The 14,070-nt window shown below is 64.6% G+C and carries 7 protein-coding genes; 2 read left to right on the forward strand and 5 right to left on the reverse strand.

Annotated features, from left to right (window positions below; all coding sequences use genetic code 11):
• Positions 1–64 precede the first annotated feature (64 nt).
• The gene (locus ACIQ3Q_RS19125) at positions 65–2,140 is read left to right on the forward strand and encodes a M3 family metallopeptidase (RefSeq protein ID WP_396270791.1); all 2,076 of its coding nucleotides are present in this window, start codon (positions 65–67) and stop codon (positions 2,138–2,140) included.
• On the opposite strand, the gene ACIQ3Q_RS19130 is transcribed toward ACIQ3Q_RS19125, so the two are convergent.
• From ACIQ3Q_RS19130 to ACIQ3Q_RS19145, 4 genes are all read right to left on the reverse strand, one after another.
• Positions 2,053–3,798 (reverse strand): DEAD/DEAH box helicase, encoded by a 1,746-nt coding sequence (locus ACIQ3Q_RS19130; protein WP_396270792.1) that lies wholly within the window; start codon positions 3,796–3,798, stop codon positions 2,053–2,055. The two genes, ACIQ3Q_RS19125 and ACIQ3Q_RS19130, sit on opposite strands and share 88 nt — an antisense overlap.
• Before the next feature lie 370 nt (positions 3,799–4,168).
• Entirely contained in the window at positions 4,169–8,359 is a 4,191-nt protein-coding gene (locus ACIQ3Q_RS19135) for a translocation/assembly module TamB domain-containing protein (RefSeq protein WP_396270794.1), read from the reverse strand.
• Complete coding sequence (locus ACIQ3Q_RS19140) at positions 8,356–10,236, reverse strand: autotransporter assembly complex family protein (RefSeq protein WP_396270795.1); 1,881 nt, start codon at positions 10,234–10,236, stop codon at positions 8,356–8,358. The genes ACIQ3Q_RS19135 and ACIQ3Q_RS19140 overlap by 4 nt, the downstream gene beginning before the upstream one ends.
• Positions 10,233–11,402 carry a VWA domain-containing protein gene (locus tag ACIQ3Q_RS19145; RefSeq protein WP_396270798.1) on the reverse strand — a complete coding sequence of 390 codons (1,170 nt, stop codon included), beginning with the start codon at positions 11,400–11,402 and terminating at the stop codon, positions 10,233–10,235. Before ACIQ3Q_RS19145 ends, ACIQ3Q_RS19140 begins: the two co-directional genes overlap by 4 nt.
• Positions 11,403–11,589: 187 nt before the next feature.
• Between ACIQ3Q_RS19145 and ACIQ3Q_RS19150 the strand changes: the two genes are divergently transcribed.
• The gene (locus tag ACIQ3Q_RS19150) at positions 11,590–13,620 is read left to right on the forward strand and encodes an EAL domain-containing protein (protein WP_396270796.1); all 2,031 of its coding nucleotides are present in this window, start codon (positions 11,590–11,592) and stop codon (positions 13,618–13,620) included.
• Positions 13,621–13,622: 2 nt separating this feature from the next.
• Here ACIQ3Q_RS19150 and ACIQ3Q_RS19155 read toward each other — a convergent pair.
• Positions 13,623–14,070 (reverse strand): alpha/beta hydrolase family protein (locus ACIQ3Q_RS19155; RefSeq protein WP_396270797.1); only part of this gene is annotated, 448 nt, incomplete at its 5' end.

Here is a 14,070-nt window from a genome sequence, read left to right on the forward strand (position 1 = left end):
TATTCCCTGCCGGCACCCGGCCCGGTGCACTGGCCTTCATGTCGTCACCCACGATTGGATTTTCATGCCACTAGACCCCGTTGCGCCCAACCCCTTGCTCACGCCTTGGAACAGCCCCTTTGGCCTGCCGCCCTTTGCGCAGATCACGCCCGCCCACTTTGGCCCGGCCCTCCAAGAAGCGATGCGTCAGCAGATCGCTGAGTTAGACGCGATTGGTGCAGCCACCGACCTGCCCAGCTTTGAGAACACCGTCGTGGCCTTGGACAAGGCCGGGGCCTTGCTCTACCGCATCGATGCGGTGCTCTCCAACTTGACCTCGTCGCAGACCTCGCCCGAGCTGCAAGCGGTGCAGCGCGACACGGCGGCTTTGCTGGCGGCCCACGACAGCCAGGTCAAGATGCACCCGGGCGTGTTTGCCCGACTGGACGCTTTGCATGAGCGGCGCCATGCCTTGGAGTTGGCGCCTGAGCAACTGCGCCTGCTGGAGCGCCTGCACCAAGACGCGGTGCGTGCCGGCGCCCGCTTTGACGCCGAACTGCAGGCCCGTTATTCGTCCATCATGCAGCAGTTGGCCGAGCTGACCACTCGCTTTGCGCAGAACGTGCTGGCCGATGAGTCCAGCTATCAATTGCTGCTGCAAGGCGAAGCTGATTTGGCCGGCCTGCCTGACTTTGTACGGGCAGCCGCCGCCCAGGCGGCGGTAGAGCGAGGCTTGCCGGAGGGCAGCCACGTCATCACGCTGTCGCGTTCGCTGATCGTGCCGTTCTTGACCTTCTCTGAACGGCGCGACCTGCGTGAAACCGCTTGGCGCGCCTGGAGTGCACGCGGCGAGATGGGCGGCGAGACCGACAATCGAGAAGTGGCGCGGCAGATTTTGGTGCTGCGCCAGGCCCAGGCCGAAGCACACGGCTATGCCTGCTATGCCGACTATGCGCTGGCCGACAGCATGGCCGGCTCGCAAAAGGCGGTGTTCGACCTGTTGAACGAGGTTTGGCAGCGGGCTTTGCCAGCCGCCGAGCGCGAGCGCCAAGCCCTGATCGCGATGATGCGCAGCCACGGCGTGGCAGGAGACCCGGAAGCCTGGGACTGGCGCTATTGGTCTGAAAAAGTGCGCCAAGCGCGCTTCAGCATTGAAGAGTCCGAGCTCAAGCCCTACTTCCCACTGGACCGCATGGTCGAGGCCGTGTTCGACTGCGCTCAGCGCCTGTTTGGCGTGCGCTTTGAGGCTCGGCCCGAGGTGGCGGCCTACCACCCCGATGTGCAGGTCTACGAAGTCTTTGACGCCCAGGGCCGCAGTGCCGGGGTGTTCTTGCACGACAACTTTGCGCGCCAGACCAAGCGCTCAGGCGCCTGGATGAGCGACTTCAACTACCAGTCGCGTAACCGTGGGGTTGAGCGGCCCATCATCGTCAACAACAACAACTTCGCCAAGGGCGCGCCGGGCGAGCCCACGCTGCTGTCGTTTGATGATGCGCGCACGCTGTTCCATGAGTTTGGCCATGGTCTGCACGGCTTGCTCTCGCGGGTGACCTATCACCGCCTCGCGGGCACGCAAGTGCTGCGCGACTTTGTCGAGCTGCCGTCACAGTTGTTTGAACATTGGTTGGCCGAGCCGCAAGTGCTGCGCCAACATGCCCGCCATTGGCAGACGGGAGAGCCCATTCCGGATGCGCTGGTGCAGCGTCTACAAGCCGCGCAGCGCTGGGGCCAGGGCTATGAGACGGTGAGCTATTGCGGCAGCGCCTTGGTGGACTTGGAGATCCACGCGCAAAGCGCGCCACCGGCAGACATCGTGGCTTTTGAGCAGGCAGCGTTGCAGCGCTTGTGCATGCCACGTGCGGTGGGGATGCGGCACAGGCTGCCGCACTTTCAGCACCTGTTTGCAGGCGCGTCGTATGCCTCGGGCTACTACGTCTACCTGTGGGCAGAGGTGCTGGATGCCGACGCCTACGATGCCTTCATCGAGGCCGGCAATCCCTTTGATGCTGAAGTGGCGGCGCGCTTGCACCGCCACATCTATGCCAGCGGCGACACGGTCGCGCCGCAGGCGGCTTACACCGCTTTCCGGGGGCGCTTGCCGTCGCTGGTGCCCTTGCTCACAAAGCGGGGCTTGCTGGACGAAGGCGCGCCATCGGTGTGATGGTGAGGGGCACGCTCGCCACGGAAGGGGGCGTGCTCACCACCGGTGCGGGGCTTAGCACCCCAGCTCGGACGGCTGGCGGGCGCGTGGCCACCACCGCCAAAGCCGTTCTCGGCACGGTGGCCGTCACGTTGGGGGCGGTCACCGCCGTATGAGCGTTCGCCACCAAAGCTGCGCTGCTCACCGCCATCGCGGTTGAAGTAGCCCTGTGGGCGCTCGCCAAACGGCGTCTTGGGGGCGTAGGGGCGCTCACCACGCGGTGCGGGGGCAAAGCGGTCATTGCCACCGCCGAAGCTGCGGCTGGGCTTGGGGCCAACTTGGTAAGGACGGTCGCCATAGGCTGGGCGGTCGCCTTGCGGCCTGTCACCCCAATGGCCTTGGCCACCACGGTCGCCACCATAGTTGTTGGGGCGGCCATAGCTGCCACCACGGCTGGGGCCACGACGGTCACCGCCGCCAAAGGCGGGGCGGCCACTCAGGTCGGGCGCAGCACGGCGGGGCTCCAGGCCTTCCACGGTTGCCACCGGGATGGGCTGGGTGGTGTACTGCTGAATGCGGCGGATCATGCCCACATCACGGCGCTCACCCAAGGTGATGGCGCGGCCTTCGCGGCCAGCACGGCCGGTACGGCCAATGCGGTGCACATAGTCTTCAGCCTTCAGCGGCAGGCCGTAGTTCACCACGTGGGTGATGGTGGGCACGTCGATGCCACGGGCGGCCACATCGGTGGCCACCAAGATGCGCAACTGGCGGCTGCGCAAAGCAGACAACACGCGGTTGCGGCGGCCTTGCGGCATGCCACCGTGCAAGGCTGCGACTGAATGGCCCATCTCGCTCAGGCGCTCAGCCAGGCGGTCGGCGTCGATCTGGGTGCTGGTGAAGACCACGGCTTGGTCGACTTCACGCTCGGTCAGCAAGTGGTCCAGCAAGGCATGCTTGTGGTCCAAGTCATCGGCCCACATCAGTTGCTGGGTGATGTTCTCGTGCTTGGCGGTGTGGGCGGCAATCTCGATGCGCTCCACGTCGTCCCTCTGCAGCGACTGGGCCAAGCGGCCCACTTCACCGGCAAAGGTGGCGCTGGCCATCAGGGTCTGGCGCTTCACAGGCAGGGCCTGGGCGACGTGCTCGATGTCGTCGATGAAGCCCATGTCCAACATACGGTCGGCTTCGTCCAGCACCAGCATCTCGACGTTCTCAAGAATCGCCTTGCCGCTGCCCAGGTGGTCGATCAGACGCCCAGGGGTCGCAATCAGGATGTCCAGCGGCATGCGCAGGGCACGCAACTGGTTGGCGTAAGGCACGCCGCCGACGATGGTGGCCACGCTCAGGTAGGGCACAAAGCGGCCGTAGTCTGCAGCAGCCTTGGCCACTTGCATGGCCAATTCACGGGTAGGCACCAGCACCAGAATGCGCGGGCCACGCACTTCGCCACGCTTAGGCTTTTGGGCGGGGTCTTTGCGGGCTTCCAGCACCTTCATCAGGGCCGGCAGCACAAAAGCGGCGGTCTTGCCGCTGCCCGTGCTGGAGCAGACGCGCAAGTCGCGGCCAGCCAAAGCGGCAGGCACAGCGCGAGCTTGAACGTCGGTGGGGGTTTCGTAACCTGCGGCTGTCACTGCGCGCAGAAGGGCCTCATCGAGGCCAAGGGATTCGAATGTCATAACAGTCCTGTGCACCGACCAAGCTATCGCTCACACCATGCATGGTGTGAAACGCAGGCCAAATCGGACGTGCGGTGGGGCATAAACATCGCCGCCGACCAGAGGACCACGCAACACTTTGAAGCGCTGCGCTGAAGCATTCAAGACTCGCTGCTCTTGGCCACAAGGGCTTTGAGAGGCGGCCTTCAACGGTAATTGAACCGGAAGGTCAGGGAGATGGGCGTAGAGATCAAACTCAGAAGGCTGCCTTGATGTCGCCAAGCGCATCACAACCTTTGGGCTGATGTCAGATCAGTCCACGATCATAGCCCAAAACTGGTGAAATCCCTAATCCTATCTTTGTCGGCAGGCTCGACCTGCGGCTTTCGACTCACTTTTTGGCGGGCGTCGGGTTCCACCGCCAGGTCCAGATCAGGTCCAGCGCATGGTCTTCGCCCGATTGCGCGCGCAGGGTAAAGCGTTGGGCGGCGCGGTAGATGAGCTGCCAAGTGCCGGTGGTGCTGTTGATGCTGCGCTCATAGCCCACCCACCAGCGTTGGCTGAGCTGTTTGCCCAGCGCGACGACGGTTTCTCGGGCCTCGCCAGTGCCGGTTTGGCGCACAGAAAAATCAGTGATACCGATTGCGCCCAGCATGGCGTCGGTGGGGGCTTCGCCCTCGCCAGCCAGCAGGGCAATCGCGGCACGTTGCAGCAGGGCGGTGTCGGCCTCGCCCAAGCCGTCGGGCTCGCGGCCCAGCACCAGCCAGCTCAGCTTGGTGGTCTCGGGCATGTCGGGCTCGCTGGCCAGGCGGATGCGCGGGTTGAGTGCGCTGCCGGTGACGGCCACGCCCACGACCACGTCGATGTTGGGGCGCACCGCAAACACATCCAGCCTGGGGTCATCAATCGGCCCCACAAAGCGCAGCACGCCGCGTTCGATCTTGAGCTTTTGCCCATAAGCGGCATAGGTGCCTTGTTCAGCCCGCACCGCACCGGCCACCGAGAGCACGCCAGCGGCCGAGGTAACCAGCTTCAGGTCACCGCGCAGCAGGGTGTCTATGCCGCGGCCTTTGAGCCGCAGTTGCTCGCCCAGCTCAACCTTGAGGGCCAAGCCCAGCTTGCGGCGGGGGCTGCTGACGGCGCTGCGTGGCGCGTCTGCGGTTTGTGGGGCGAGCACGGTCACATCGTCGGGCAGTTGGGCGGCAGAGGCTTGGCTGACATCAATCAGCCCTTCGTCCACCCGCACATCGCCGGTGACTTTGGCGGTGTCGCGGTCCAACTCTATCTGGGCCTCGCCACTGGCCACCAGCTTGCGGTCAATTCGGCCCAGGGCTTGGAACTGCTCCAGGGCCAATTTCAGTTGGGCTTTGGGGCTGGCCCCCAGGCTGGCGCTGCCACTCAGGCGCGCGCTGCCCGCACCGCCTTTGAAGCTGAAGCGCTCGATCTGCGCGGTCGCCCCCTGCAGGCGAATGTCCACATCGCCGTCGCGCAGGTGCACACCTTCCAGCACATTGCGCAAGGTCAGGCCTTGGCCGCTGATTTGGCCGGTCAGCTCCGGTGCACCAAAGCGGCCACCCAGGCTGGCGGCGCTGCGCAACTCACCCCCTAAGCGCCAGCCTGGTGGCACCCACGTGCCCCACGCGCCCAGTTCGGCCACGCGCATCTGCCACACGCCGTCCAGAGGCGCGTCGGCAGGTGGCCAGGCCAGCTCGGGCTGGGTGCGCACGGTGGCCACGCCGGCCATCTCGCCCAGTTGTTGCCCGGCCAGGCCTTGGGTGAAGTGCCACACGCCGTTGTGGGCGGCCAGTCCCAAGCGCAGGTCGGTCAGGCCCAGCGCTTGTTGGCGGGGTGTGGGGCCGAGGCTGTCGGAGGCGACGCTGAGGTCGCCACTGCGGCGCTCAAAAACAATGTCGGCGTCGAACTGCTGTTCGCGGCTGATCTTCAACTCGGCCCCCAAAATCAGGTCGCCTTGCCAGCCCAGCTCGGGCTGGGCACGCGCCAGCAAGGGGGCGACGGCAAAGGGCTCAACCTGGGCCTCCAAGCGGCCTCGGGCTTGGCCTTGTTCCGTCCAACGCCATTGGTTCTGCGCCCAACGGATGGCGGTGCCCGGCAGTGCCACTCGCCCGGGTTGCACGTCTGCGGCTTGCAGGCGTCCGGCAGCATCCAGGTCCAGGCTCAGTCCTAGCTTCTCGGCACTGAGCCAGGCTTGGCTGGCGGCATCGGTGCTGCGGCCTTGCAGACTCAGCACTTGGCCGCTCCAGCGGCCAGCCATGCCCTGGTTGGTTCGATTTTTGTCGGCGGCTGCGGCCTGCCATTGGCCTTGCAGGCTGGCACTGACTTGGCTGCCGCCGCCCGTCTTTGCGCCCAAAATTTGTTCAAACCAAGCCGGTGGCCGGGCCGGGCTCACCACATTGAGATTGAGCCGGTGCTGGGCCAGGCTGCCGCTCAGGTCGGCCTGTAGGCGGTCGATCAGCCAGGGTTGGCCCTGCAGCTTGTCGGCCGTCAAGGTCAGCTCGGCCTGGCCTTCTTGGCCGCTGCCGGTTTGCCCCTGACCCACGAGTTGGGCGGAGCCCAGGCTCATGGACGGCGTGCGAACTGCCTTGAGCTTGGAGGCCAGCCGCCAAGACCAGGCCTGCGGGCCTTGAGGCTGGGCCTCCAGGCTGAGCTCGGCTTCGCCCTCGGTGGGGGCCCAAGCGGCGCTGCCGGGGTAGAGTTTGAACAGCGGTGCCAAGCTGGCCATTTCGGGCCAGTTCAGCCTGACGCCTGTGGTCGCGCCGGTTTGCGCGGTGAAGGTGTTGCGGCCCGAGCTCAACTGCAGCAGGCCTTCAGACAGGGCTTGGCCCTTGGCGGCGCCCGTTGAGGGCGTCACAGTCACCTGGCCTTGCAGCGGCACGCCTGCCAGCACGCTGGGCTCCAGCGTCAGGGCCAGCTTGGCAGCGCCGGTGCGCCACAGCTGCTCGGGCTGGCTGAGCAGGGCCAGCGGGGCTTGGCCGCTGGTGCTGAAGGCCGCCTTCAACTGGTGCGGCCCACGCCGCCAGGCGCTGTCGGGCGCGCCCGGCCACCACACGGCGGGGTCAAAGTCTTGCAAGCTGCCCTCGGCTTGCCAGCGCCATTGCGAGTCTTGCCTCGACAACTCTCCCTTCAGCTGCGCGCGGGCGTTGCCAGCGCTGAGCGTGGCTTGCTCCACGGTAAAGCGGCTGCCTTGGCCTTCCGCTTTGAGGGCTAGGCTGACAGCATGGGCTGTGTGGGCCACGGCACTCAGCGTGCCTTCAAGGCGGCTGTCTATGGTCCAGCTCAGCGCCGCTGCGGGGTCAGCGGGGTTTTCGAGCTTCAGGTTGAGCGGGCCACTCAGCGTCATGGCGGGCGCGCGCTGGTCCAGGGCGGCGGGCGTCACCTGCTTCAGGGTCAAGCTGAGTTGGGTGTTGCTGTGGGGGGCGGTATCGCTCGCGGCCTGCCATTCGGCTTCGCCGGTGATCAGCCCGGTGGCTGTGCGGGCATCGCCCAGCTCTAGCTGCAGAGCTTTGCCACTTAGCCGGCTTAAGGGGGAGGGCGTGCCACTGAGCGTGGCTTGTAGCTTGCGCACGGGCAGCAGGCCTTGGTCCCAACGGCCCGCTGCGGAGTTGCTCAAAGTGACTTGTGCTTGGGCAGCTTGATCTAGGCCTGCGGTGCGCAGCAGCACGTCGCCGTCCAACTGTGTGCGCGGCACGCCTGCGAGCAGCGCGGCGATGTCCAGGGCTTGGGTGCGCAAGGCCAGGTCGCCCAGGGGCCAGGGCGCGAAGGGGCGGATCTGCGCTTGGGCTTGAAGGGAAGGCGTGGAGGCCTCTCGCGTCGCTGCTTCGACAGGCGCTTCGCCTTTCAGTGTGGCGGACAGCTCAAATTGCGCCAATGGCCCTTGAGCGGCGGCCTGCGCTTGCCAGACCGGGCTGCCCGGCAGGCTGCGGAGCATGAGCTTGGCCTGCAGCGGCAATTGGCCGTCGGCCCCCACCTGGCCAGAGGCTTCGACGCTGAAGCGGTCGGTGCGCACACGCAGTTGGTCAAGGCGGTGCTTTGTGCCCGCGTCCGCGCCCAGGTGCAGGGCGGCTTGGAGGTCTTGCAGGGCGGGCAGACCCTCCGCCTGCAAGGTGCCGACGTGGATTTGCGGCAGGGCCAGGCTCAGCGGCAGGCGCAGGCTGCTGGGTGCAGGGCTGGCGGGCTGGGGTGTGCTGGCGCTGTGCCATTGCAGGCGGGCGATCTTCAGTTCGGGCAGGCGCAGTGCCAAGTTGGTGCCAGGGCCGCTCTGCCAGTGCCACTCCAGGCTCTGAACCTGGAGATCGGTGATGTCCAAGCGGCCTGCTGGGGACTCCCAGTGCAGCCGCTGCGCACGCAGCGGGCCGCTGCCGGGGCTGCCTTGCCAGCCGTCAACCTGCAAGCCAGGCACCTGGCCCAAGGCCCAAGCCGTGGCCGTTTGGCTGTGCCACAGCAGCACCGGCGTGGCCAGTGCTGCGGCGGTGGCGCCGGCCAGCAGCCACAAGCCCCAGCGCTTGCGAGTAGCGGGGAGGGGCGTGTGGGCTGGTGCTGCAGAAGTCTCGGGGGTGTGGCTCAAAAGTTCACCCCCAAGCTCAGGTGCAGGCGGCCGCGGCGCCGCTCTTCACCCCAGGCCCAGTCCACTTTGAGCGGGCCGACAGGGCTGCGCCAGCGCAGGCCTAGGCCATAGCCCAAAGCGGGCTTGAGATCGGCCACGCTGTTAGCGGCACGACCGCCGTCGAGGAAGGCCGCCCACTGCACCGAGGGCATCTTGGCACTGAAAGGATGGGCCACTTCCACGCTGCCTGCGGCCAGCAGGGACGAGCCAATTTCTAAGGGGCCAATGATTTCACCACCCAGTGCGCGGTAAGGGTAGCCGCGCACCGAGTCATCGCCGCCGGCCCAGAAGAGCTGGCTCAATGGAACGACGACGTTGTTACTGGAGCCTGTGGCGCCCAGCTCCAAACGCGCCATCGAGGTCCAACTGCCGCCCAGGGGCCAATAGCCAACAGCGCGGGCATAGAGTCGGCCGAATACGCCCTGGTCGCGAGTTTGGTCAAAGCCGTTGTTGTCCATGCTCCAACCCAGGCCTGCTTGCACTTGCAAGGCATAGCCTTGTGTCGGCAGTAAAACGCTGTCCAGGTCGCGCCAAGTGAAATGGGCGTTGAGGGAGGCGGCCTGCGTGGTCAGGCAGGCTTCGCCAGTTTGGTCTTCGCCACAGGCCTTGGAACGCTCAACCTCTGCAAACACCAGCCGCTCATAGTCCGTCCGCTCGTGGGAACGTCCGGCGCGCACGCGCTGCGACGTTTCAGTGATGCCGTCCAGCGTCTCACGAGAAATGCTGGTGCCGACGAGATCGCGGTTGAACTGGCCATTGAGGTGCGTCGAGACTTCGCCATCCCAGCGCTGCAGGTCTCTGGCCCAGTTCAGCTTGTTGCGCATCTGAATCGGTTTGTCCATCAAGCGTCGAACCAAATGCTCGACCCCCGTGCGCGGGCCACTGTTGGCGCTATAGCCTATGGACAAGGTTGCGGTGTGAATGGGCGCTTCTTTGACGGTGACTTTGACCCGCGCTTGGGCAGCCAGTGCCGGGTCTGGGTCCAGCGTCACCGTCGCCTGGTCAAAGAGCCCAGTTTTGGTGAGGCGCGATTGATAGTCGAGCAAGGCGGCCTCCGTCAACGGGCTGCCGGTGGGCAGGTCGGCCAGGGCTTGAACGCGCTCAAGTTGATGGAAGGCCAGACCCTCTACGTCGATGCCGCCCGCACGGTAGAGGGGGCCGCTGTCTGCCACCAAGAACAAACGCGACTCACGCTGGGCGGGGTCGATCTGCGCCGCCGTGCCTGCCCATGCCGCACTGGCATATCCCTGGGCGCGCAGCAGGGCCAGCACGCTGTTCTTGGCGTCGGCCCAGTCGTTCATGCGCAAGGGCACGCCAGGCCTCAGCGGCCATTGGGCCAGGAGCTTGGCCTTCAGCGCTTGTGCGGTGGCGTCACCGGCCTCTGCCAAGTCGGCCAATTCGCCCTGAACCTCCAAGGTCAAACGGCCCACGCGCACGGGCGCGCCAGGGGTGATGATCAGCTTCAGGCGTAGAGGGGTTTCGGACAAACGCTCGACCTGGGCTTGGGCTTCGAATAGACCTTCTGTTTGCAGGGCTTGCTGTGCTTGCTGGGGGGTTACGGCGACAAGCCGAGCCCACTCCAGCTCACTGATGGTGTCGGCATCGGGTGAGACCACGGCGCGCGCCAAGTCCAGCGAGCGCAGCAGCACAGGCTTGAGCGTGCTGTCGGCCTCAATCTCGAGTTGAGGCCGGCGAGCGGCGGCTTGGGCGGCGGAGGCGGCCGCCTCTGGGCTCAGTGCGGGTGCGGCGGGGCCGGGGGCCAGCATGTCGCCCAGGCTCGCGCAACCGCTCAGGCCCAGTGCTAACAGCAGGGCCGCGTAAAGCGCCCGTCGGCTCATTTGCTCAGCAAGCGCATCGCGCCTTCCAGCCCCGCCAAGGTGAGCGGGAACATACGGCGATGGGTCAGTTGCTGCACCAAGGCAATGCTCTGGCGGTAATCCCAGACGCCTTGTGGCTCAGGGTTGATCCAGGCGTACTTGGGGAAGGCATTAGTCAGGCGCTGTATCCACTCGGCGCCCGGCTCTTCATTGTTGTATTCGACGCTGCCGCCGGGCTGCAGGATCTCATAGGGGCTCATGGTGGCATCGCCCACAAAGATCAGGCGCCAGTCCTTGTTGTACTTGCGGATGATGTCCCAGGTGGGCATCTTCTCGCTGTAGCGGCGCTTGTTGTTCTTCCACATGAAGTCGTAGGGGCAGTTGTGGAAGTAATAGAACTCCAGGTGCTTGAACTCGGTCTTGGCCGCCGAGAACAACTCTTCGACGCGGTGGATGTGTTCATCCATGGTGCCACCCACATCCATCACCAGCAGCACTTTGACTTTGTTGTGCCGCTCGGGGATCATCTTGATGTCCAGCAGGCCGGCGTTGGCGGCGGTGCTGTGGATGGTGTCGTCCAAGTCCAGTTCCAACTCGGAACCTTCGCGGGCAAAGCGGCGCAGGCGGCGCAGGGCCACCTTGATGTTGCGGGTGCCTAGTTCCAGCGAGTCGTCATAGTCGCGGTAGGCGCGTTGCTCCCACACCTTGACGGCGCTCTTATTGCGACCCTGCCCCCCAATGCGCACACCTTGCGGGTTATAGCCCCCGTTGCCAAATGGGCTGGTGCCACCAGTGCCTATCCATTTGTTGCCGCCTTCATGGCGCTCTTTCTGTTCTTCCAGACGCCTCTTGAGCGTCTCCATCAACTCGTTCCAGCCCATCTTTTCGATCGCGGCTTTTTCCTCAGGGCTGAGTTCTTTTTCCAACACCTTCTGCAACCAGTCTAGGGGGACTTCTTTACCGAAGTCCGTCAGCATTTCAACGCCCTTGAAATAGGCCGCGAAGGCACGGTCGAACTTGTCGAACAGGGCTTCGTCTTTGACCAGGGTCAGGCGCGCCAAGTGGTAGAAGTCGTCTACTGACGGGCCGATCACGCCCTGACGCAGAGCGTCCAGCAGGGTCAGAAACTCCTTGACCGAGACGGGCAGGCGCGCAGCGCGCAGGGTGTAGAAGAAGTCGATCAGCATGGTGTAGTGGGCGCACCTGAAGAGCAGGGTGAAGACGGTGCAAGCACGATGGTGCCACAACCCTGTCAAGACTTGGTGTCTGCTGCGCGGTGCCGTCTGACAAGAGAGGGCTTGTGGATGGACTTAGGGCAGAGTAAAAGGCAGGGCTCACTTCAACTCCACAGTCGAAAGCCGTACCTCGCCCGACATGAAACTTCCTACCCTGGCAGCCCTTTCTCATGGGCGTCTCGTCATGGCCTTGCGCGAGAGCTTTCTGGCCCTGCTGCCCTTGTTCATCTTGATGCACGCTGTGGGCTTGCTGGTGGATCTGGCCGCCTTGGCGCAATGGCAACTCCCCTGGGACTCGTTGTCCCTCTTGCGCTCGGTGCGGGTGTTCCTGATGTATTGCTGGCCATTGGCCATCGGTTTGGCCTTGACCATTCATCTGGCCCGAGCCTATGAGGTCGACTCGGTGGTTGCTGCCATCCTGGTGCTAGGCCTGCTGCTGGTGGCGGTGCAGACCAACGGTGAATTTGAGTCCATTAAGCTGCGGGTCGCTTGGGTGTCTATGGGCGCTATCTTGCTGCCCTTGGTGGGCGTGTGGATGCTGCGGCTATGCTTGGCCTTGATGCCGCGCTTGGATACGCGAGCTTTGTCCATGATCTCCCCGGCACTGGCACGCACGGTGGTGCACATCATTCCCTTTGCATTGAGCTTTATCAGCCTCTCCGTGGCTCTGACGGTGCTGCCTAGTGAGCTGAAAGCGCCCTTAGGCCCCTGGGTGAGAAGCCTGCCAGAGGGGGTGGCATTGGTTTTGAGCGTCGTGGTGGTTAATGTCCTGTGGTGGACAGGCATACACGGCGCGATTGCTTGGGACTTGCTCACGGGCAACGCGCTGTGGGAGATCCAAATCGGAGGTGGAGCGACTCTGGCAGAGTTGATGTACGGACTGGTGTACGCTGGTGGAAGCGGCTGTGCTTTGGCCTTGGCCTTGTGCCTGTGGTGGTACGTCAAGGATGACCGAGACCGCCGGGTTTTGCGATGGGCCTTGCCTTTTTCGGTGGTCAATATCAGCGAGCCCTTGCTGTTTGGCTTGCCGGTGGTGGGCCAGCGTCGCTTGCTCATTCCCTTTGTGGTGGCTCCTTTGGCGGGTGCTGCCGTGGCGCTGTTGGCCTTCCAGTGGGGCTGGGTGCGGTTTGATCGCGGCGTCTACTGGATGATGCCCTTTGGCGTCAATGCGTGGTCTTTATCGTCTGACCCTTGGCCCTTGGTGGGCATGCAGCTATTGATCTTGATGACGGCCATTGCGGTGTATCGGCCTTTTGTGCGGCAGATGGCAGTGGCGCAAAGCATGACGGAGTTTTCGAGGCATCTGGCCGAGCAATTGGGTGTCGGCCCCTCTCAGGAGTTGGATGCGGAACGGCGCTATGCCCAGTCTCTGGCGGCCCTGCAGGCTTCGCACAGCGAAGCTCAAGAGGCCATGAAGTTGGTGGAGCGTGGCAGCCTGCACCTGTACTACCAGCCCAAGCTGTCTGCCCAGACGGGTCGCATCACGGGCTTGGAGGCCTTGCTGAGGCTGGAATTGCCTGACGGGACGGTTATGGGGCCGGGGCAGTTTTTGCCGGCACTGGAGCGCGCCGGATACGGCGACATGTTTGACTCATGGGTGATCAAGCAAGTCGCTCTTGATCGCGCGCAATGGCGGGATCAGCACTTTGAGTGTTCCGTCGCCATCAACTTGACGGCGGCGTCGCTGGCGGACGATAGGGCCTTCGCGTCGATGATGCAGCAACTCAGTGGACCAGAAGGCGATGGTCTTGAAGTGGAGCTGCTGGAGAGCAGCTTGGCGAGTGACCCCGCCAAAGTCAAAGCGCATTTGGCGGCGCTGCGCTCGCGCGGCGGCAAGGTGCTGGTGGATGACTTTGGCACCGGCTATGCGAATTTGGCGGTGTTCCACAGTGCCGATGTGGATGCCGTCAAGATTGACCGGTCCTTGCTGGTAGGGGCTGTCCAGCCGCGCGGCGCACAACTCTACCGAGAGATCTGCAGCACTCTGCTGCGCCTGGGCTATCGGCTGGTGGCCGAAGGGGTCGAAACCGTGGCCGAGATGCGCTTTGTATGCTCCTGCGGCGTCCAAGATGCGCAGGGCTTCTGGATCAGTCGCCCGATACCGGCCGACGAGGTGCCGGGCTCTATCGCTGGGATAGAGGCCCGGATGGGAGCGCAGGGCTTGGCCTGACTTCAGCCTTTGCGAGCGCCTTTTTTGGCGGCTGCGCGCTTGGGTGTGGCGGCTGGGTCATGGCGCTTCAGCCAGTCGAAGAACTCCCGGTACCACAGCGCGCTGTTGCGAGGCTTCAAGATCCAGTGGTTCTCATCCGGGAACCAGACCAGCTTGGCATCCACCCCCTTGGCTTTGAGGGTGTTGTAGTAGGCTAGGCCTTGCGCATCGGGCACGCGGTAGTCCTTGGCTCCGTGGATCACCAGCGTAGGTGTTTGCATGCTGGCAGCAAAGGCATGCGGGCTTTGGCTGTGCGCCTTGGCCATGTCATTCCAGTACCAGGCGCCTAGCAGGCTGCTGAAATACCGACCGGTTGTGATGGTCGAGCGAGGCGCAGCGAGGACAATGTGAGCATCTCGATCTGAGAGAGACCTATGCGCGGCGCCGACACCTTCACCGAGAGCCTGTTCA

It is taken from the genome of Ideonella sp. (genome assembly GCF_044358605.1).
Lineage (GTDB): Bacteria > Pseudomonadota > Gammaproteobacteria > Burkholderiales > Burkholderiaceae_C > Ideonella.

Bases quoted from the DNA above. Each gene is read 5' to 3' on its own strand.
- ACIQ3Q_RS19145 (WP_396270798.1), bottom strand. From the start codon at position 11,402: ATGCTGATCGACTTCTTCTACACCCTGCGCGCTGCGCGCCTGCCCGTC.
- ACIQ3Q_RS19150 (WP_396270796.1), top strand. From the start codon at position 11,590: ATGAAACTTCCTACCCTGGCAGCCCTTTCTCATGGGCGTCTCGTCATG.
- ACIQ3Q_RS19140 (WP_396270795.1), bottom strand. From the start codon at position 10,236: ATGAGCCGACGGGCGCTTTACGCGGCCCTGCTGTTAGCACTGGGCCTG.
- ACIQ3Q_RS19125 (WP_396270791.1), top strand. From the start codon at position 65: ATGCCACTAGACCCCGTTGCGCCCAACCCCTTGCTCACGCCTTGGAAC.
- ACIQ3Q_RS19130 (WP_396270792.1), bottom strand. From the start codon at position 3,798: ATGACATTCGAATCCCTTGGCCTCGATGAGGCCCTTCTGCGCGCAGTG.